The organism is Natronosalvus halobius, from assembly GCF_024138145.1.
Taxonomy (GTDB): Archaea; Halobacteriota; Halobacteria; order Halobacteriales; family Natrialbaceae; genus Natronosalvus; species Natronosalvus halobius.
The window spans coordinates 1,888,444-1,908,345 of sequence record NZ_CP099997.1; the positions used below are offsets into that span (position 1 = coordinate 1,888,444).

A 19,902-nucleotide genomic window follows, 5' to 3' on the forward strand; every position below is an offset into this window, starting at 1 on the left:
GAACTCATCACACAGGGGAACGTATCACTCGAGGAGAACGCGAGCGAGGGTTTTTCACCGTCTACGTTCCATCCACGCACGAGGATGAGTCCGAACGGCGTGCCGCAGGGAGCGAGGCTCGAGCGACCGAGTGGCAACGACAGCGAGCGGGAGATCGAAACCCGTCCTGGATCGGGGTCGCTCTCGCGGGCCGCTCACCAGCGCGACGCCACCGTCCGCCAGTGGGGCGTCATCACGCCGAGCGCGACCGTCATCGGCCGGCCCGACTCGCCCGAGATGGACCTCTCGTCGAGCGTCCGTCGACTCCACGACGAGCAGCACCCCGCGACCCCCGGCTACGCCGAACGCGCCCACCGTCTCGACCGGTTGCGGACGACCCAGGCGTTCTGTAACGCCCTCGAGTTGACGCCGTGGCAGCGAGACCTGGCGCTGGGCGTCATGGACGAGATTGACCTGACCGCGTTCGGGAGCCAGCGCGCCATCGCGACGGTCGCGCTGGTGGTGATCCGTCACGTCGTCGACGTCGACCGACGCGCGTACTTCGGCCTCGACGACGTCGACGTGAGCGAACTCTCGCCCGAGCGGATGGAGCAACTGTTCGGCCAGTACCGCGCCCACGACATCACCGACGACCCGACGTTCGAGCGACTCGCGGCTCGCCACGGGCTCGATACGACGAGTCTCAACCGACTTCGCCGCGTACTCAAGGGTCAGCTCGAGGCCGAACTCCCGGCCTACGGACGGGCACCCTACCGCGATCCGAACCTGCCGACGGGCGTGACGGAGTCCGTCGACGTGGACGAAGCAGAGGGCGAGGGAGCGAAAGCGGACACAACGATTGACGGCGAAACCGATGGCGTCGACGACACGCGAAACGGGTTCCACGACGAGTGATACCGGCAACGGCCTCGAGCAGGACGGTCCTTTTGTGGACGGCGACCCTACGACACACGATGACCACCGACCAGTCGAGCCCGATCGACGACGAGCGTGGCCTCGAGTCGAGCAACTCCGGAGCGAGTGACGGTGACGGTCCGGACACGATCACTCTCTACGCGGACTACGTCTGCCCGTTCTGTTACCTCGGGCGCCAGTCTCTCGAGCGCTACCGGGAGACCCGGGAGGAACCACTCGCCATAGACTGGCACCCGTTCGACCTTCGACGCGGGAAGCGAAACCCCGACGGCTCGATCGATCACGACGTCGACGACGGCAAGGACGACGAGTACTTCGAGCAGGCCAGGAAGAACGTCCGCCGACTCCGGGAGCGCTACGACATCGAGATGGTCCAGGACCTCGCCGTCGATGTCGACTCCTACGACGCCCAGCTCGCCTCGCTGGCCGTCGCGTCCGCCGCGCCCGAGCGCTGGGAGGCGTTCGACGTCGCGATCTACGACGCCCTCTGGCAGGACGGCCGCGACATCGGCGATCACGACGTCTTGCTGGAGATCGCCGACGACGCCGGCGTTTCCGGCGACGTCGTTCGAGAGGCGCTCGGTAGTGAAGACGAGGACGAAGACGAGAGCCTCCGATCGCGCCTCGAGGAGCTGTTTGCAGAGGGGGGTCGAGCCGGCGTGCGCGGCGTTCCGACGTTCGTCTACGAGGGCTACGCCGCCCAGGGTGCGGTTCCGCCCGAACACCTCGAGCGGCTGGTCGAAGGCGAGGACGGGGCGGAAGTCAGCAAACGGTAGTCCGCGCTCACTCGAGTTTCTCGAGCGCGTCGAAGAAGTTGACCGACGGCCCCGCCAGCGTGATCGGGGCGTCGGCGGCCCGGACCGTCACCGTCTCGGGCAGGTCCAGCGGCTGTCGATTGCGCCCGTCGCTGATCGCCCAGGCCGTCTCGGCGCCCGAGGCGGTGAGCGTGATTTCGCTCTCGGCCCCGACGACCAGCGGGGGCATCGCCTCGGTCGCACACATCTGCGTGACGACGAACGCATCGACGGTCGGTCGAACCAGCGGGCCGCCCTCGCTCAGGTTGTAAGCCGTCGAACCGGTTGCCGTCGAGACGAGGACGCCGTCGGCCCGGCCCGCGGTGTAGGTCTCGCCGTCGATCGCAACCTCGACGTCGACCCCGCCCGCCGGACCCCGCTTCGGGCCGTGGACGACGACCTCGTTGAGCGCCGGTGCGAGCGTCCAGCCGTCGCCGGTAGCTGTCAGGCGAGCGACGGAGCGACCGGTGATCGATCCGGTTTCGTGGGCTTCCTCGAGCAACGTCTCGACCGTCTCGACGGCGTCGGCGGGAGAGATGGCGTTCAGAAAGCCGACCTCGCCGAGGTTGACGCCGACCAGGGGGGCGCCACCGGCCTCACGGGCCGTGAAGAGGAACGTGCCGTCGCCGCCGATGCTGACGACGAACGCGCAGTCGTTCATCGCCTCGAGCGGGACGGAATCCGCGTCGATCGCCCGTCCGGTCGCCTCGTCGACGACAGCGTGGTCGCCGTGGTCGTGGACGGTCCGGATGAGCGAGGCCGCGAGTCGCTGTGCCCGGTCGTTCCCTCGCTGAGCGACAATGCCGACGTCGACTCCCATACCTGCCAGGTAGCGTCTCCGCGGGCAAAAATCCACCTTATCCAGTTCCAGTCCGGCCCAGGATGGCAACAACATTCATCGTTCTGGGGCGTTTCCCCGGAAACGAACGTCGCCACCCGAACGCGACGACAGCCATGGACCACCCTGCCAACTCCCAACCCCGGACCAGAACCCCCCTGCGGAGTGGTTACGATGAGTGAGGACCTCGAGGACGACTGGTTCGAGCGCGCCCTCCAGGAGCGCGAAAGCGAGACTGACGACGGCGAAGAGGGGGCGGGCGGCGACCGAACGGAAGACGGGAACGGCGACCGAGCGGAAGAGAGCGACAGCGGACGAGCAGAAGAGGGGATCGACGCCGCGAAAACCGAGGGTGCTGACGAGACGAACGACTCCTCGTCCTCCCTGTTCGACGAGGGCTTCGGCAGCGCCCTGGACAACGTCCAGATGCCGGACGTCGGCGTCGAAACGGCGCCTCCAGGAGACGTCTCAACAGGGCCCGACGGCTTCGACGACCTCGACTTCGACCTCGGCGGATCGGAGGAAACCGACTTCGAGGCGGACGTCGACAGCGAGTTACCACGGATCGACCTGGGAATCGACGGCCTCGATCGAATGATCCAGGGCGGCGTCCCCGAACGCACGCTCATGGTCGCGATGGGGCCCGCCGGCACCGGCAAGACCACGTTCGGGCTCCAGTTCCTCCACTACGGCCTCGAGTCCGGCGAGAGCGCCGTGTTCATCACGCTCGAGGAGAGCCGCGAACGGGTGATCAACAGCGCCACCGAGAAGGGCTACCCGTTCGAGGAGTACGTCGAGACGGGCCAGCTCGCGGTCGTCGGCGTCGACCCGATCGAGATGGCGAACAGCCTCACGTCGATCCGAAACGACCTCCCCCGACTCATCGAGGACTTCGGTGCGTCGCGACTCGTCCTCGACTCCGTCTCGCTACTCGAGATGATGTACGAGGAACGGGCGAAGCGCCGCAACGAAATCTACGACTTCACGCGCAGCCTCAAGGAGGCGGGCGTCACGGCGATGCTGACGAGCGAGGTGTCAGAAACCTCGCCGTACGCCTCACGGTACGGAATCGTGGAGTACCTCACCGACGCCGTGTTCGTCCTGCAGTACGTGCGCCCGGACGACTTCCGGGAGACGCGGCTGGCGATCGAGATTCAGAAGATCCGGGACGCGAACCACTCGCGGGAGAAGAAACCGTACGAGATTACGGGCGAGGGGCTCTCGGTCTACCAGCAGGCTAACCTGTTCTGATCGCCCTCTCCTTCTCTCCCGCCTCCGCCTTCCCCAGCGAGCGTCCGACAGGCCGGCATCGGTCAACGCACCCTCTCGTTCGCCGCCGACAGAACGCTTATTCGTTTCACTTCCATCAGATTCACCTAGAATGGGAGACAGAGACGAGGTTCCGAACGACGGGACCTCGAGCGACGAGCCGAGCCAATCGCCACCGACGTCCTTCGTCGAGCAGGCGAACGTCGACGAGGACCTCACGGATGCCTTCGAGCGGACGTGGCCCGACTGCTGGGATCGAGCCGGCGAGTTGCTCGATTGGGACGACCCCTACCAGGCCGTCCTCGACGACGAGAACCCGCCCTTCTATCGCTGGTTCCCCGGCGGAACGCTCAACGCCTCGTACAACTGCCTCGACCGCCACCTCGAGTCCGGTCGAAAGAACCACGCGGCGATTCGCTGGGAGGGAAAAGACGGCGAGCGTCGAACGTTCACCTACCAGGAACTCTACGTCGAGGTGAACGAGTGTGCGGCGGCCTTGCGAGAGCTGGGCGTCGAAGAGGACGACGTCGTGACGATATACCTCCCGATGATCCCCGAACTCCCGATCGCGATGCTCGCCTGTGCCCGAATCGGCGCCCCCCACTCGGTCGTCTTCGCCGGGTTATCGGCGGCCGCACTCGCGACCCGGATGGACGCCGCCGACAGCGAGTACCTGCTCACCTGCGACGGCTACTACCGCCGCGGCGACGCGTTCAACCAGAAGAGCAAGGCCGACAACGCCGTTCTCTCGGTCGACGCGGACGTCACGACCGTCGTCGTCGACCGTCTCGGGGAGGAACTCCCTCACGTCCTCGGCTCGAACGAGTACGATTACGACGCGTTGCTCGAGGCCCACTCCCGAGAAACCGTGGAACCCGTCTCGCGAGACGCCGAGGACATGCTCTTCCTGATGTACACCTCGGGCACGACCGGCGAGCCAAAAGGTGTCGTCCACTCGACCGGCGGCTACCTGGCCTACGCGGCCTGGACCGCCCGTTCCGTCCTCGATATCAAACCCGAGGACACCTACTGGTGTGCAGCGGACATCGGCTGGATCACGGGTCACTCCTACATCGTCTACGGCCCGCTCGCGCTGGGCACGACCACCGTGATGTACGAGGGGACGCCCGACTACCCCGACCGCGACCGACTCTGGGAGATCATCGAGCGGATGGCCGTCGACGTCTTCTACACGGCGCCGACGGCTGTCCGTGCGTTCATGAAGTGGGGGAAACAGTACCCCGGGCGCCACGATCTCTCGAGCCTCCGGTTACTCGGGAGCGTCGGTGAACCGATCAACCCGCGAGCCTGGCACTGGTATCGCGAGCACGTCGGCGGCGGGGAGTGCCCCATCGTCGACACCTGGTGGCAGACCGAGACCGGCGGCATCGCGATTTCGACGGTGCCGGGCGTCGACGAGATGAAGCCGGGATCCGCGGGGCCACCGTTGCCCGGCATCGAGGTCGACCTGCTCGACGGCGACGGCACCGTGGTCGACCCCGGTGAGAGAGGGTACCTGACCCTCGGGCGGCCGTGGCCGGGGATGGCCGAGACGCTCTACGACGACGACGAGCGGTACGTCGCCGAGTACTGGCGGCAGTTTTCCGACCCCGACGCCGGCGAGTGGCGCTACGCCAGCGGCGACGCCGCCCGGATGGACGAGGATGGCTACCTCACGATCCTCGGACGCGTCGACGACGTGCTCAATATCGCCGGCCAGCGAGTCAGCACGATGGAACTCGAGTCCGCCGTCGCCGGCGTCGAGGGTGTCGCGGAAGCGGCCGTCGTCGGCGGATCCGACGGCGGCGACGTCTACGCCTACGTGAGTACCGAGGGTTCCACCGACGACAGCGACGCCCTCGAACGACGGATTCTCGAGGCCGTCGAGACCGAGATCGGACCAATCGCTCGGCCCGAAACCGTCGTGTTCACGCCCGAGTTACCCAAGACCCGCTCGGGCAAGATCATGCGCCGCCTCCTCGAGGACGTGACGAACGACGAACCGCTGGGCGATACGAGCGCATTACGAAATCCGGAAATCGTCGGGGAGATTCAATCGGCGGTTCGCGACCAGTAACATTTCGCTTTTTTGAGAGAGGCGAAATAACTGTAAATACGGACTCTGGCCGTTAGCCGTTGGGCCGAGCGGTAATAGTGATGATCTGGGCGTAACGCCGAGCGAGAAGGATATACTTATATTCGCGTTATTCGAGAGCACGAAACATGACCGACGGTGGATCGGCAGTACTGACGACGAATCGGTACGAGGTGCTGTTGAACGCCGCCGAAACCCACCGCGAGGCTCTCGTCGTCCGGCTGTGCGGCGACGTCGGCCTTCGCCCGGCGGAAGTCGTCCGATTGACGCCGGGTTGCGTCCGGCAACTTCGCGCCGATCCGCCACGATACGGACTCGCTATCCCCGCCTCGACGGAATCGGTCGACGACCTCGCTCGAGTCGCCTACCTCCCGACACGGGTCGAACGAGCGCTTCGCCAGTACGCCCACGGTAACGGTATCGGCGACGACGACCACCTCGTTCCCGTCACGCCGCGTCGCGTCCAGATGCTCGTTGCCGAGGTGAGCACCCGGGCGAGCGAGCGGTTCGACGATCCGGCGCTCGAGACCGTCTCCTCGAGGGATCTGCGTCAGTTTTTCGCGAAACGTGCACTTCGCGAAACCGCCAACCCCCGAGCCATCAAAGCCGCCGGTGACTGGCAGAGTTTCGAGGCGCTCGAGCCCTACCTCCCCAGCCCGACGCCCGACGAGCTGGTTCGGGCGTTCGAGCCGCTCGAAACGGCGGGCACGCCGGATCGTTCGTCGACCCCCTCGGCCCTCTCGAACGGTGGTCGACCGGTACAGGAACGAGCGAGCGAACCGGCCGGGAACTCGACGGACGACGCGCTGCAGGAAGTACTCGAGCGTTCCGACCGATACGCCTGGTTCCGCCTCGATCACGACGGACGTATCGACCGCTGGAGCGATGGGGCAGCCAGCCTCTTCGGCCACACGGAGGCAGACGTGATCGGCTCACACGTCGGAATTCTCTTTCCGGACGCGGCCGTCGACGAGGGCGTTCCAGATCGACTGCTCGAGACTGCGCGCGACGAAAACGGGGTCGACATCGACGGGTGGCGCTGCCGAGCAGACGGGTCGCGGACGCGCGTGCTGGAAACGATCGTCCCCGTTCCTGTCGACGCCGACGGGAGCCGAAGGTTCGTCGTTCTCGCGTGTCAGGACTCGACACCCAACCACCGATTCGAATCCGCTCGAGCAGTGACGGCCGCGCTGCTCGAGGCCTCGACGCACGAGGCCGTCGAAACCGAAGTCTGTCGCGCGCTCGTCGACGAAGGGCCGTACGAACTCGCCTGGATCGACCGAACGACCGCCTCGAGAACCCGCCGAGAGTGGTACGCCGCGAACGGCCTCGAGGGCGCGACGATCGAACACCTGCAGGCGGCCTTCGGGGAAGCCACCGACGTGGACTACGGAGACCTGGACGACGGGATCGTTCGCACGAACGTCTCGACCGACGGTTTCGACGGGACGCTCCTGGCGGTTTCCGTCCGCTACGGCGACACCGTCTACGGCACGCTGACCCTCGGAACGGCGCGCGAGACGGTCGGCGAACGGGAACGGACCTGGCTCGAGACCCTCGGTTCCCAGGTCGGTCACACCATCGCGGCCGTCCGACGACGTAACCTCCTACTTTCCGATGCGGTGGTCGAACTCGACTTCGCGTGCCGGGACGCGGCGTCGTTCTTCGTCGACGCCAGCGCTCGACTCGACTGTCGGTTCGAACTCGACTCACTCGTCCCCATCGACGACCACACCCAGTTATACTACGTCCACGTCACCGACGCCACCCCGGCAGCCGTCTTCGAGCACGCCGAATCGGACTCCGGCATTCGAGAGTGCCGGGTGATCGATACCTACGCGGACGGTAGCCGCCTCGAGTTCGTCGTCGAGGGCTCCTCGCCGGCGCTCACGCTGATGGAGTACGGCGTGACCGTGCTCGAGTCGGTGACCCGGGACGGGACGACGACGATCACGGCCGAGTGCGCGAGCGATACTGACGTCAGAACCGTCGTCGACGGTCTGCGCGCGGCGTTTCCCGCGTCAGAACTCGTCGGAAAGCGCCAGGTCGAGCGCTCCGTCCAGACGGCCCGCGCGTTCCGAACGGGCCTGGAGGATCGACTCACCGACCGCCAGGAGGCCGCGCTTCGAGCGGCGTACTTCGGCGGGTACTACGACTGGCCGCGCGAGAGCACAGCCGAGGAGATCGCCGACGCGATGGACGTCTCCTCACCGACTCTGCACAATCACCTCAGGAAAGGCCAGCACGAACTACTGCGGACGTTTTTCGACGGTCGACCCTAACTGTCTAGATACCGCCGGTCGCCCGCTGCCCACGTACCGCCCCCCAAAGTTGGGGACGCCCGTCTCGAACACGTTCGGGTCGCGTCCAGGATATATTCCACTCCACAATTTCCCGAATAATCCACAAATTAACCCCATCCAATTGATTACTCGAGCTCCCGACCCGGCGTGATTTTGCTCACCTAGAGTCGGTATTTACCCCCCTTATCTCGTATTGCTGTAGTGTAACATGGCACAGGAAGAACCTGCACTCGAGGCGCGGTTAGCCGAGGGGGAGACCTACGAGCCGCCGGCGTCGTTCGTCGACCAGGCGAACGTGAGCGACCCCGAGATTTACGAGGAGTTCGCAGAGAACTGGCCGGAGTGTTGGGAGCGCGCCGCGGACCTGCTCTCCTGGAGCCAGGAGTACGACACCGTCCTCGAGGACGACGACGCGCCGTTCTATCGGTGGTTCACCGGCGGCGAGCTCAACGCGTCGTACAACTGTCTGGATCGCCACGTCGAGGACGGCGCGAAGAATCGGGCGGCGATCAAGTGGGAGGGCGAACTCGGGGAAACTCGAACGTATACCTACAGCGACCTGCTGTACGAGGTCGAGGCGTTTGCCGCCTCGTTGCGGGAGCTAGGCGTCCAGGAGGACGACGTCGTCACGCTCTACCTGCCGATGATTCCGGAGCTACCCATCGCGATGCTCGCGTGTGCCCGCATCGGCGCGCCCCACTCGGTGGTGTTCGCTGGCTTCTCCGCCGACGCGCTCGCGACCCGGATGAACGCCGCCGACAGCGAGTACCTCGTCACCTGCGACGGCTACTACCGCCGTGGCGATCCGCTAAACCACCTCTCGAAGGCCAACGAGGGACTCGAGGACGTCGACCACGACGTCGAGACGGTCGTCGTCGACCGCCTCGGCGACGATCACTCGCACTCGCTGAGTGAGAACCAGCGAGACTACGAGGAACTGGTCGACGCACACGAAGGCAAGACGGTCGAGCCGGTGTCTCGCGATGCGGAGGACATGCTGTTCCTGATGTACACTTCGGGGACGACGGGTCAGCCAAAGGGGGTGAAACACACCACGGGTGGCTACCTCTCGTACGCCGCCTGGACCTCTCACGCCGTCCTGGACGTCAAACCCGAGGACACTTACTGGTGTGCGGCCGACATCGGCTGGATTACGGGCCACTCCTACATCGTCTACGGCCCGCTCGCGCTGGGAACCACCACCGTGATGTACGAGGGGACGCCCGACTACCCCGAGAAGGACCGGCTGTGGGAACTCGTCGAGAAAAACAATGTGGACATATTCTACACCGCCCCCACCGCCATCCGGGCGTTCATGAAGTGGGGCAAGCAGTACCCCGATCAGCACGATCTCTCGAGTCTGCGTCTTTTGGGGACGGTGGGCGAGCCGATCAACCCCCGAGCCTGGCAGTGGTACTACGATCACATCGGCGACGGCGAGTGTCCCATCATTGACACCTGGTGGCAAACGGAGACGGGCGGGATGATGATCACCACCCTCCCCGGTGTCGGCGAGATGAAACCCGGCTCGGCCGGGCCGCCACTGCCGGGTATCGACGCCCGCATCGTCGATGCCAGCGGCGACCAGGTCGAGGCGGGCAACGCCGGCTACCTTACGGTGAATAATCCGTGGCCGGGGATGCTGCGCACGCTGTACAACAACGACGAGCGCTTCCTCTCCGAGTACTGGCAGGAGTACTCCGACGAGGAAAGCGACGAGTGGGTGTACTTCCCCGAAGACGGCGCGAAAATCGACGACGACGGCTACATCACCATCCTCGGGCGCGTCGACGACGTCATCAACGTCTCCGGGCACCGCCTGGGCACGATGGAAATCGAGAGCGCCATCGTCGGCGTCGAGGGCGTCGCCGAAGCCGCCGTCGTCGGCGGCGACCACGACATCAAAGGCGAAGCTGTCTACGCCTACGTCATCCCCGAAGACGGCTACGCGGACGACGACAGCCTCGAGGAGCGCATCGTGGCGGGAGTAGAAGACGCCATCGGGCCCATCGCTCGACCCGAAGAGGTCATCGTCACCCCCGAACTCCCCAAAACCCGTTCGGGCAAGATCATGCGTCGCCTGCTCGAGGACATCGCCTCGGGCAACGAACTTGGCGACACCTCGACGCTCCGGAACCCGGACGTCGTCGAGGACATCGCTGCCCAGGTTGGGGACGACTGAGGAGGGGCCTGGGTAGATCACCGCTTATCGATTAGCGAGACCACAATCACAGCACACGATACACGAACGATACAATGCCAGATAATACCACTCACGAATCGGAGCGAAAGGAACGGACCGTCGTGACAGACGGCGGCCGTTCGGACGTCGAACGAGAGAAGGAGATCGACTACCTGAACGTCGAGATCAACCTACTGAAGCCCGGAACACCGTTCATGCGGGATCACAACAGAGTCATCCTGACGGGGTTCTTCCTCTGGGCGATCATCGTCTTCGGGCCGGTCACTGCGACACGGCTAGCGCCGGATCTGATGACCCAGCCGATTCCAGGGCTGGGGTTCCCGCTTCACTACTTCCTGATCGCGATCGGCGGCCCGGGCGGCGCACTCCTCCTGTCGGTCTGGTACGTGCGTAAGCGCGACAAGATCGACGAGAAGTACGGAATCGAGCAGGTACAGGCGCCAGAAACGACCCGAACCGACACGAGCTCGGAGCCGGCGGCAACTGACGGGGGTGTCGATCGATGAACGGCCTCGCGTTCGCGGCGCTCTCGCTGATCGGGGACGCCGCCGTCGTGCTGCAAGCGGACGAAGAACTGCTCCCGGAGGGCCTGAACATCGGGTTCAAGCCGGTCCCGGCGATCATCGTCATCGCGATGATGGGCCTGTTCCTGGCGGCCGGCGTCTTCTACAAAGTCGCCGACACGTCGGACATGTGGGTCGCCGGCCGCTCGATCGGGAACGTCGAGAACGGGATGGCTATCGGCTCCAACTGGATGTCGGCAGCATCCTATCTCGGCATGGCTGCGCTCATTGCACTGTCGGGCGTCTACGGGCTGGCGTTCGTCGTCGGCTGGACCGCCGGCTACTTCGTCCTGCTCATCTTCCTGGCCGCTCAGATGCGCCGGTTCGGGAAGTACACCGCGCCGGACTTCATCGGCGATCGATTCAACTCCGACGCCGCTCGCGCTATCGCGGCGGTCACGACGTTCCTCATCGGGTTCGTCTACGCGCTCGGGCAGGCCCGCGGGATGGGACTGGTCGGCCTGTACATCCTCGGCGACCCCGGTATTCCTGGCCTGAGCGGCTATCAGGCGATGATGGTCATCTTCATGATCATCACGATCGCGTACCTTTCGCTGTCGGGGATGCTCGGTGCGACCAAAACGATGGTCCTCCAGTACGTCATCCTCATCGGCGCGTTCCTGATCGGACTGGTGGTGACCGGCTACGCGGGCGGCTACTCGACGATCCTCCCACAGCTCGAGTACGGAATGCTGATCAGCGAACTCAGTGCCGAGTTCTCCGAGCCGTTCGTGAACCAGAGTTACTACGTCTGGATCGCGACGGCGTTCAGCCTGATCTTCGGGACCTGTGGGCTCCCGCACGTCCTCGTTCGCTTCTACACGGTCGAGAACGAGCGAATGGCTCGCTGGTCGTGCACCTGGGGGCTGTTCTTCATCAGCCTGCTGTACCTCTCGGCGCCCGCGTACGCGGCGTTCGGGACCGACCTATACAGCAGCGAGGTCCAGCCGGCATACGGTGACCCGGGCATGAGTGCCGAGGCCGGTGACGTCATCGTCGTGCTGGCGACGCAGCTGGCCGGCCTGCCCACCTGGCTCGTCGGCATCGTCGCGGCGGGCGGCATCGCCGCGGCGGTCGCGACCGTCGCCGGACTGTTCATCGCCGGCTCGTCGGCGATCTCCCACGACATCTACGCGAACATCATCAACCCCGACGCGACCCAGCGCCAGCAGGTTCTCGTCGGCCGACTGAGCATCGTCGCACTCGGCGCGCTGACGATCCTGTTCTCGCTCGACCCGTCCGCCCCGATCGCCGCGCTGGTCTCGTTCGCGTTCTCGCTGGCAGCCACGGTACTGTTCCCGATGTTCTTCCTCGGACTCTGGTGGGAGAAGACGAACCGCCAGGGGGCACTCGCCGGGATGTCCACTGGGCTGATCCTCTGGCTCATCCCGATGTTCAACGAGGGTCATTTCCAGATCGCACCCCTGGGAATCGAGTTCCTGGAGACCTGGATGCCCGCGATCGGCTCCGGACTGATCGGCGTTCCGGTCGTCTTCGCCGTCACGATCGTCGTGTCGCTGGTGACGCCCGAACCGCCCCTCCAGACCAAGCAGATGGTCCGGCAGTGTCACAGCCCGGATCCGATGCCAAAGGACAAGACGGCGGCCGACGTCGTCAGGGAACGAAACGGAAACGGACCCACCCCAGCGGACGACTGACCAATGTACGAACGCATACTCATCCCGACGGACGGTAGCAGCGTGGCGGAAGTAGCGGTCGAGCACGCGCTCGACCACGCGGAGAAGTACGGTGCGGAAGTACACGCGCTGTACGTCGTCGACACCGACGCGGTCGCCTACGGACTCGGTGCCGAGCAGGTCGATCGCCTCAGGCAGGGCGACTTCCAGGGCATGACCGAACTTCGCGAGAAGGCGGAAGCCGCGACCGGGTACGTTCGCGACCTCGCCGAGACGAGGGGCATCCCGGTGGTCGAACACTACTCTGGTGGTCGACCGCACGCCCTGATCGCCGACTACGTCGAGGACAACGACATCGACCTCGTAGTGATGGGCAGCCACGGTCGCTCCGGGGTCAGACGCGCCCTGCTGGGCAGCGTCACCGAACGAACCCTTCGGTCGACGACCGTTCCGGTGCTCGTCGTCGACGCCCGGAAGTCGGCCGACGAGTAACGGTAGAACCGACTACCACCCCCGGTTTTTCGCGTTTCGATCGCTCAATAGCGGCGACCTCTCGTTTCGCGTTCGGTGATGACCTCTCGTTTCGCGCTCGGTGACGACCTCGAGAATCCAGCGTTCACCGCTTCTCGCCGGAACCGTACCACTCCCGGGCCAGTTCGAGGTTCCAGACGAACGCGAAGTAAGCGACGATCCCCGCGAGCATGAGCGCGTAGTACGCCCAAGTCGGCCCCTCGAGGGCGTTGAAGAGGAGTTGGACGATCGTCACCCAGATGATCGCGAACAGCAGGTCGACCAGCATTCCCCACCGTTCCTCGCGGGCGGTCTCGAGCCACGCTCCCGGCTTCATCGCGAGTCACCCTGCGCGGCCAGCGGTTTCGTCGAGTGCATGCCGGTGTGTGTCCCGGTGCGAGCAAAAAGCTACCGCCGAGAACACCGTTCGGGAAGCGTCCACGAGCGGTCTCGAGCCGGAGCGAATGCGGATCCGAACGCACATATGCCCCAGCCAGCTACGCGTTCGTATGAACGAGCGTCGCGACCCCGAGGTCGCCGTCCTCCGACTCGGCCACCGCCCCGGGCGAGACGAACGAATGACGACCCACGTCGGCCTGACAGCCCGGGCACTGGGCGCCGACCGCGTCCTCCTCCCGGACAACGCCGGCCAGTCCCTCGAGACGGTCGCGGACATCACCGAACGCTTCGGCGGGTCGTTCGCGGTCGAACTGACCGACTCGCCGCAGGGTGTCGTCCGCGGGTGGGAGGGCAAGGTGGTCCACCTGACGATGTACGGCGAGCGCGTCCAGGACGTCGAGGACGCCGTCCGAGCGAGTCACCACGAGGACGGCGATCCGCTCCTGGTCGTCGTCGGTGCGGAGAAGGTGCCGTTCGACGTCTACGAGGAGGCCGACTGGAATGTCGGTGTGACGAACCAGCCCCACTCCGAGGTCGCGGGGCTGGCCGTCTTCCTCGACCGCCTGTTCGAGGGGCGTGAACTCGAGCGCGAGTGGGAGGGGGCGGATCGGCGCGTGGTTCCGATGGAGACGGGCAAGCGGGTCGTTTCGGCCGACGAGGAGTGAGTGCCGGCTGGCAGACGGTCGACGGAGAGTGGGTGACGGCAGACGGACAGCAGAGAAGACACCCGAACTCGAGCGGCACGGACTCGTGTCTCGACGCCCCTACGGTTTACAGCGTCGCGGCTGGAGCACCGAGTAACAAGACTTAATGGCCGCATGCGATTAGTACGGGGTAATGGCTTTTGAGGACCTGCTCGAGGACCCGGTTATCCAGAAGTACTTACACGAGCTCGTCGGTCCCAAGGGGATGCCCGTCGCGGCGGCGCCGCCGGACGGGGAGGTGACCGACGAGGAACTCGCCGAGACGCTGGACCTCGAACTGAACGACGTGCGGCGGGCGCTGTTCATCCTGTACGAGAACGACCTCGCCACCTATCGCCGCCTCCGCGACGAGGATTCCGGCTGGCTCACCTACCTCTGGACGTTCGAGTACGACAATATCCCGGAGAACCTCGAGGAGGAGCTCTACCGGCTCTACGACGCCCTCCTCGACCGTCGGGAGTACGAGCAGAACCACGAGTTCTACCTCTGTGAGATCTGTTCGATCCGCTTCGAATTCGGCGAGGCGATGGACTTCGGCTTCGAGTGCCCCGAGTGTGGCTCGCCCGTCGAATCGATGGACAACAGCCGGCTCGTCCGCGCGATGGACGACCGCCTCGACGCCCTCGAGAACGAACTCAACGTCGAATCCACCGCCTGATGGTCGTCCTCGCAACCAAACTGTACGTCGACGGCGATGCCCGCCAGCGGGCGCTGGACTCCCTGCGATCGCTGGTCGACAACGAAATCGGCGAACTCGACGTCGAGTTCGAGATCGGCGTCCGACACGACGACTTCCCCTCCGTCACGATCGAGGGCGAGGACGCCGTCGTCGCCCGCAACGTCCTCCGCGAAGAGTGGGGCGAAATCGTCCCCGACCTCGAGGCCGGGGAAACCTACGTCGGCACGCTCGAATCCTGGGACGACGATGGATTCGTCCTGGACGTCGGAACCGAAACCGGGGTTCGAATCCCCGCCGACCAGCTAGGTCTGGGGCAGGGGTCGCCCGCACAGGTCAGGGAACGCTTCGGCCTGGTCCAGCACCTGCCATTGCAGTTCGTCTACCGACCAGACGAGGCGGATGGATCACGGCTGGCCGACGCCGAGCGCGACCGCCTCTTCGAGTGGACCCGCGGGGACGGCCGTCTGAACGTCAACAGTGCGACCCGCGCGGAGGTTCGGGCGACGCTCAACCGCGCCGGCCACGCCCAGGACTACGTCACGATCGAACGGCTGGGTCTGCTCGAGCAGAGCGTCATCTGTACGGACGACACCGACCCGCCGGGGCTGCTCTCGAGCATCGGCTCGTACCTGCCGGCGGAGTTGCGCTGCGTCGTTCCCTGACCGCAAGCCATGAGAACGGTCAACCGTCGCCTCGTCCTCGCAACGCTCGCCGTCACCCTGCTCGCGACGACTGCCGGGTGTACGATGCTCTTTGGCGGCATCTCCGACGAGACCCTCGATGAGTCCCAGTCGTACGACGACCTTCGGGACCGCGAGGCGGACGTCGCCATCGAGGTCGAGAGCGGGTCGTTCGTCAGCGACGGGGAGTTTCGCGCCGTCTACGACCTGAACGACACCGAAGACCTGTCGCTGTACCGGTCGACGCTCTACCGTGAGGAGCCACTCGAGGTTCGGGCCGTCCGCTACTGGTACCCGAACGGCACCGAACTCACCGGTTCCGAACTCGAGGTCGACCAGGACCGCTCGAGCACCGACATCAGGGTTCCGGACGGCAACGGGACGCTGGCGTTCACCGGATCCGCGAGCCAGGGGCGGTTCTACCTGCCGGCGTACGTCGACGGCTCCTACGAGGTCATCCTCCCTCCAGGCTATCGATCGACGAACTATCTCTTCGGGTCGGTGAACCCGGGCGGACACGAACGGGAGGTCGTCGACGACCAGGAGCACCTCCGATGGGACCACGTCGATAGCTCGCTCTCGATTCGGTACTATCTGGGGCGAGACGTCTTCATCTTCGCCGGCGTCGTTCTGGTGGTCGTCTCCGTCGGCGGCGCTGGCGTCGCCTACTACTACCGGAAGGTCAAGGCCCTCGAAGAGAAGCGGAAGTCGATGGGCCTCGATGTCGAACTCGAGGACGACTCCGGAAAGGGGCCGCCGCCGGGGATGTAGGCGGCTCGACGCGTGGGTACAGAGGCGAGAAGTCGAGGCCCGGATCGGGAAGGTCTCGAGGCGTGATCCAGGAACGAGAAATCGAGCCGTGACGCTCAGGACAGCGAGAGGCCGCGAATCTCGACCGTGTCGCCCTCCTCGACGCGACCGATGATCTCGCCGTCCGTCTCGTCGACGAGCGCCTCGGCGTCCGACTCGTCCAGGGCAACCACGAAGCCAGTACCCATATTGAAGGTGCGGTGCATCTCTTCGTCGGTGACGTTCCCCTCCTCGGCGACGAACTCGAAGATCGGCTGAATCGGCAGAGGATCCTCGATCACGTAGCGATTCTCGCCCATCCGAAGCAGGTTCGTCCAGCCGCCGCCCGTGACGTGTGCGGCAGCCCGAACGTCGTGGCGGCGCATCGGCTCGAGTAAGTGCGTGTACAGACGGGTCGGTCGAAGCAGTTCCTCGCCGATGGTGACCTCGGGGTCCAGCGGAAAGGTGTCGCCGTAGTCGTGGTTCCGGGTCACAGCCTCGCGGGCGAGCGTGAGGCCGTTCGAGTGGATGCCGTTCGAGGGGAAGCCGACGAGGACGTCGCCCGCCTCGGCGTCTTCATCGAGAATTTCGTCTTTGAGCGCGAGACCGGCGCAGGTTCCGGCGAGGTCGAAGCCTGTGACGACCTCGGGCATGACCGCGGTTTCGCCGCCCAGGAGCGTGAGGTTCGCCTCTTCGAGGCCGGCCGCCAGCCCTTCACCGATTTCGGCGGTGAGGTCGTCGTCGGGTTCGTCGACCGCGAGGTAGTCGACGAACGCGACCGGTTCGACGCCTGCGGCGACGAGGTCGTTGACGTTCATCGCGATGCAGTCGATACCAATGGTCGAGAAGTCTTCGATGGCCTCGGCGACGAGGAGCTTGGTGCCGACCCCGTCGGTCGCCAGCGCGAGGTAGCGGTCGCCGATGTCGAGCAGGCCGGCGTACTCGGTCGTTATGCCGCTCCCGAACGCCTCGAGGAGCGCGGCCGTGGCGTCTTCGCTAGCGTCGATGTCGACGCCCGTCTCGGCGTAGGTGAGTTCCTCTGGCTCGCCATCACTGTCGTCGCCGTCTCCGTCGCCACCGCCGGAACCACCCCCTGCCTCGTTCGCCTCGTTGGTCATGCTCGAGAGAGCACGGGGCGAGGGCAAAAGGTCACCGGTCCAGCGTCGGAGTAGGCGGGCGACGGACGCTACGGCGAGCGGCAGCATCGCGTGCGGCGGTGTCGAGTGCGGCATTGTCGAGTACGGCAGCGTGGCGTTCGGCAGTTCGATCAACCGCTCGAGGTCAGGCGTCACCGACAGCCAGTTCGAGGGCGCCCTCGGACGTGACGGACTCCGCCTTCTCGAGTAATGCAACGTCGCCCTCGTCCCTGTCGTACTCGACGAGCCCGTGATCTGCTACCATCGGCAGATGCACGTGGACGAGCGAAACGTGAACGTCCCGTCGAGCGCGCCGACGGTCCTCGGCGTCGTCGTCCGGCAGACACTCCCGTCTCGAGATCGCCTCAGCGAGGCCATCGACTGTATCCTGCCCTCGCATCGTGAGTATAGTGAGGAGCCGTCGTCGTCGGGGGTTCGTGAGTATCCGATACGCTGCCTCTCGATTACGAACCGTCGGTCGTGTTTTCGACATCGTACCAGTCCCTTCTCGAGGATCGAGGTGAGGACTGTTCCTAACCATGCAGATTCGCCGACAGGGTGCCGCATCCAGACAATATCGACGGAACACGCAACGACAACGACAGTGGACCGCCAGCCGCTCGAGTCGCTACCCGATCAAAACGGACTCGAGAGGTAGGCCTTCGGGACGGCGTTCCGAACCGTAACCAGCGGGTCGACAACCTGGCTGATCTCGAGGCCGCCAACTAGGCTCGAGAACATGTACGCCTCGGTATCGTCGAAGTCGTGCTCGGCGCCAAGCAACGCGATGGCATCCTGGTTCGCGAGCTCGCAGGCTGCCTCGAGCGTCTCGGCGCTCGCCAGCGACTTCCAGGCGTCGCTCGTCTCGACCAGCGGGCGCTCGAGGCTCGTCGCAGGGTCGGAGAGCACGTCGAGGGTGACGTCGATCTCGGTGGCGATTTCGGCGCCGGTGCCGCACATCTCGCCATCGGCCATCGCGGCCTTGCAGTCGCCCATCGCGAGCATAGCACCCTCCTGGAAGACGGGGAAGTAGACCGCGTTGCCGGTCGTGATATCGGTCGTATCGAGGTTGCCGCCGTGGTCGTGAGGTACGAGCGTGCTGTAGCTGTCCTCGGCGGTGGCGACGCCGATCGTGCCGATTACCGGCGCGAGCGGAACCTCGAGGTCCGCGAAGGCGAGGCTGCCGTCGTCGACCGGCGTCATCTTCGATCGCGGCGACTCGACGTTCTCGTGACCGTCGAGCAACCCGAAACCGTCGATGGTGACGACCCGGCCCGCGTCCTCCGCAATGCGTATCTCCTCGATACCGACCCGAAGGACGTCTCCTGGAGAGGCTCCCTCGACCGCGATAGGGCCCGTCGCCGCGTTCACCTCCTCGGGGACCGCCTCCAGGACGTCCGCGTCGTCCTGGATCGCGCCCTCGAGGCTGTCGGCCGTCTCGACGGTCAGGCTGTCACCCGACTCGACGGTGATCGCTGGCTCGAGGTCGGGGGTGAACTCGTAGAGTTTGCCGTCCTCGTAGCTGATCGTGTGATCGGTTTCGATATCGGTCATGGCTCGAGTGCAGAGAGGCGTGCCCCGGCCATCAAACCGCGTGATCGTTCGTGGCCGTCGACCGTTCCAGCCCGACGGGCGGCCCTCGAGTGCTCAGAACGTCACCCCACCCTCGAACGTCGCCACCAGCGTCCCGTCCTCGAGAGGATCCGGCGCCGTAGTCTCGGGTTCCTCCGGGTCGAGGGCAGCACCCGCGTCCCGGTAGTCGGCTCTCGCGACGCCACCCCTGTCGATGGCGTAGACGACCGCGCTGAATCCGATGTCGGCCTCCCAGACCGCTCCGTCATCGGAGACACCCGCTGTCGCGCCGGCCGCACGCAGCAAGAAGACGGTCGTGACTCCCTCGTGCCAGTCGAAGGTCTCGCGTTCTCGAACGCTGTGCCCGATGCGGAGGATTCGATCCGAGCCGGATCGGGCACACAGCAGGTCGTGAGTGAGGTACGCTTCGTCGAACGCGATGAGGTAATCGATCACCGCCTCTTCGTCGAATCCCTCCGGAATGACGGGGTAGGGGATCGTTTCGGCCGTCTCGTACTCTTCGTGGTCATCCCCGTACTCTACCTCGACCGTCTCCGACTCGATGTCGCACTCGGGCCGGGTCGGCTCGCCGTCGAACGCCTCGAGAACGCGGCTCTCGTCCCCGCTACCACCGTCAGTTCCATCGTTGTCACCGTTTCCACCGTTTTCAGCGCCGTTTCCGTCGTCCACACTCGAGGGACTGGCTTCGTCGGCCAGACAGCCCGCCGTGGCCGCCGTCGTGGCACCGAGTGCGGCTAGTATCGCTCGCCTGTTCATACTCATTCGTACGAAAACAGGGGTGAAAAAGCCAATGAA

At 65.4% G+C, this 19,902-nt stretch carries 19 protein-coding genes; 13 read left to right on the forward strand and 6 right to left on the reverse strand.

The genetic code is table 11. The annotated features are described in order from the left end of the window. Positions 1 to 84 precede the first annotated feature (84 nt). Positions 85 to 894: a DNA-directed RNA polymerase subunit epsilon gene (locus NGM15_RS09310; protein ID WP_253429905.1), complete on the forward strand. Its 810-nt coding sequence runs from the start codon at positions 85 to 87 to the stop codon at positions 892 to 894. Between the two features lie 59 nt (positions 895 to 953). Then, on the forward strand, positions 954 to 1,691 hold the full coding sequence (locus tag NGM15_RS09315; protein ID WP_253429907.1) for a DsbA family oxidoreductase: 738 nt from the start codon (positions 954 to 956) through the stop codon (positions 1,689 to 1,691). 7 nt (positions 1,692 to 1,698) lie between these two features. Here the strand turns inward: NGM15_RS09315 and NGM15_RS09320 are convergent, their stop codons facing one another. Next, a complete protein-coding gene (locus tag NGM15_RS09320; protein WP_253429910.1) occupies positions 1,699 to 2,529 on the reverse strand; it encodes an NAD(+)/NADH kinase in 831 nt (276 codons plus the stop codon). Positions 2,530 to 2,721: 192 nt separating this feature from the next. Here NGM15_RS09320 and NGM15_RS09325 point away from each other — a divergent pair, with 192 nt between their 5' ends. The 7 genes from NGM15_RS09325 to NGM15_RS09355 all read left to right on the forward strand — a co-directional run bounded on the left by NGM15_RS09325 (position 2,722) and on the right by NGM15_RS09355 (position 13,109). Then, positions 2,722 to 3,798 carry a KaiC domain-containing protein gene (locus NGM15_RS09325; protein WP_253429913.1) on the forward strand — a complete coding sequence of 359 codons (1,077 nt, stop codon included), beginning with the start codon at positions 2,722 to 2,724 and terminating at the stop codon, positions 3,796 to 3,798. A 130-nt stretch (positions 3,799 to 3,928) separates the two neighbouring features. Beyond that, entirely contained in the window at positions 3,929 to 5,893 is a 1,965-nt protein-coding gene (gene acs / locus NGM15_RS09330) for an acetate--CoA ligase (protein ID WP_253429916.1), read from the forward strand. Positions 5,894 to 6,039: 146 nt separating this feature from the next. Then, positions 6,040 to 8,193 carry a bacterio-opsin activator domain-containing protein gene (locus tag NGM15_RS09335; RefSeq protein ID WP_253429917.1) on the forward strand — a complete coding sequence of 718 codons (2,154 nt, stop codon included), beginning with the start codon at positions 6,040 to 6,042 and terminating at the stop codon, positions 8,191 to 8,193. A gap of 229 nt (positions 8,194 to 8,422) precedes the next feature. Then, complete coding sequence (gene acs, locus NGM15_RS09340; protein ID WP_253429920.1) at positions 8,423 to 10,396, forward strand: acetate--CoA ligase; 1,974 nt, start codon at positions 8,423 to 8,425, stop codon at positions 10,394 to 10,396. 74 nt (positions 10,397 to 10,470) lie between these two features. Beyond that, positions 10,471 to 10,923 (forward strand): DUF4212 domain-containing protein, encoded by a 453-nt coding sequence (locus NGM15_RS09345; protein ID WP_253429923.1) that lies wholly within the window; start codon positions 10,471 to 10,473, stop codon positions 10,921 to 10,923. Then, on the forward strand, positions 10,920 to 12,638 hold the full coding sequence (locus tag NGM15_RS09350; protein ID WP_253429926.1) for a VC_2705 family sodium/solute symporter: 1,719 nt from the start codon (positions 10,920 to 10,922) through the stop codon (positions 12,636 to 12,638). The genes NGM15_RS09345 and NGM15_RS09350 overlap by 4 nt, the downstream gene beginning before the upstream one ends. Before the next feature lie 3 nt (positions 12,639 to 12,641). Next, on the forward strand, positions 12,642 to 13,109 hold the full coding sequence (locus NGM15_RS09355) for a universal stress protein (protein WP_253429929.1): 468 nt from the start codon (positions 12,642 to 12,644) through the stop codon (positions 13,107 to 13,109). Between the two features lie 124 nt (positions 13,110 to 13,233). Here the strand turns inward: NGM15_RS09355 and NGM15_RS09360 are convergent, their stop codons facing one another. Next, on the reverse strand, positions 13,234 to 13,464 hold the full coding sequence (locus NGM15_RS09360; RefSeq protein WP_253429932.1) for a DUF8119 family protein: 231 nt from the start codon (positions 13,462 to 13,464) through the stop codon (positions 13,234 to 13,236). A gap of 172 nt (positions 13,465 to 13,636) precedes the next feature. Between NGM15_RS09360 and NGM15_RS09365 the strand changes: the two genes are divergently transcribed. The 4 genes from NGM15_RS09365 (at position 13,637) to NGM15_RS09380 (ending at position 16,360) form a co-directional block, all read left to right on the forward strand. Further along, positions 13,637 to 14,191 carry a tRNA (cytidine(56)-2'-O)-methyltransferase gene (locus tag NGM15_RS09365; protein WP_253429935.1) on the forward strand — a complete coding sequence of 185 codons (555 nt, stop codon included), beginning with the start codon at positions 13,637 to 13,639 and terminating at the stop codon, positions 14,189 to 14,191. Between the two features lie 172 nt (positions 14,192 to 14,363). After that, positions 14,364 to 14,888 carry a transcription factor gene (locus NGM15_RS09370; protein WP_253429938.1) on the forward strand — a complete coding sequence of 175 codons (525 nt, stop codon included), beginning with the start codon at positions 14,364 to 14,366 and terminating at the stop codon, positions 14,886 to 14,888. Continuing rightward, a complete protein-coding gene (locus tag NGM15_RS09375) occupies positions 14,888 to 15,571 on the forward strand; it encodes a DUF2110 family protein (protein ID WP_253429940.1) in 684 nt (227 codons plus the stop codon). The genes NGM15_RS09370 and NGM15_RS09375 overlap by 1 nt, the downstream gene beginning before the upstream one ends. Before the next feature lie 9 nt (positions 15,572 to 15,580). Further along, the gene (locus NGM15_RS09380) at positions 15,581 to 16,360 is read left to right on the forward strand and encodes a DUF5803 family protein (RefSeq protein ID WP_253429943.1); all 780 of its coding nucleotides are present in this window, start codon (positions 15,581 to 15,583) and stop codon (positions 16,358 to 16,360) included. A 95-nt stretch (positions 16,361 to 16,455) separates the two neighbouring features. Here the strand turns inward: NGM15_RS09380 and purM are convergent, their stop codons facing one another. From purM to NGM15_RS09400, 4 genes are all read right to left on the reverse strand, one after another. Next, the gene (gene purM / locus NGM15_RS09385) at positions 16,456 to 17,496 is read right to left on the reverse strand and encodes a phosphoribosylformylglycinamidine cyclo-ligase (protein ID WP_253429945.1); all 1,041 of its coding nucleotides are present in this window, start codon (positions 17,494 to 17,496) and stop codon (positions 16,456 to 16,458) included. A gap of 163 nt (positions 17,497 to 17,659) precedes the next feature. Continuing rightward, positions 17,660 to 18,055, reverse strand: coding sequence for a DUF7344 domain-containing protein (locus tag NGM15_RS18915; RefSeq protein ID WP_425494439.1), 396 nt, complete (start codon positions 18,053 to 18,055; stop codon positions 17,660 to 17,662). A gap of 95 nt (positions 18,056 to 18,150) precedes the next feature. Continuing rightward, positions 18,151 to 19,068 (reverse strand): acetamidase/formamidase family protein, encoded by a 918-nt coding sequence (locus tag NGM15_RS09395; protein ID WP_253429950.1) that lies wholly within the window; start codon positions 19,066 to 19,068, stop codon positions 18,151 to 18,153. Between the two features lie 93 nt (positions 19,069 to 19,161). After that, complete coding sequence (locus NGM15_RS09400; RefSeq protein ID WP_253429953.1) at positions 19,162 to 19,863, reverse strand: hypothetical protein; 702 nt, start codon at positions 19,861 to 19,863, stop codon at positions 19,162 to 19,164. Positions 19,864 to 19,902: the final 39 nt, after the last annotated feature.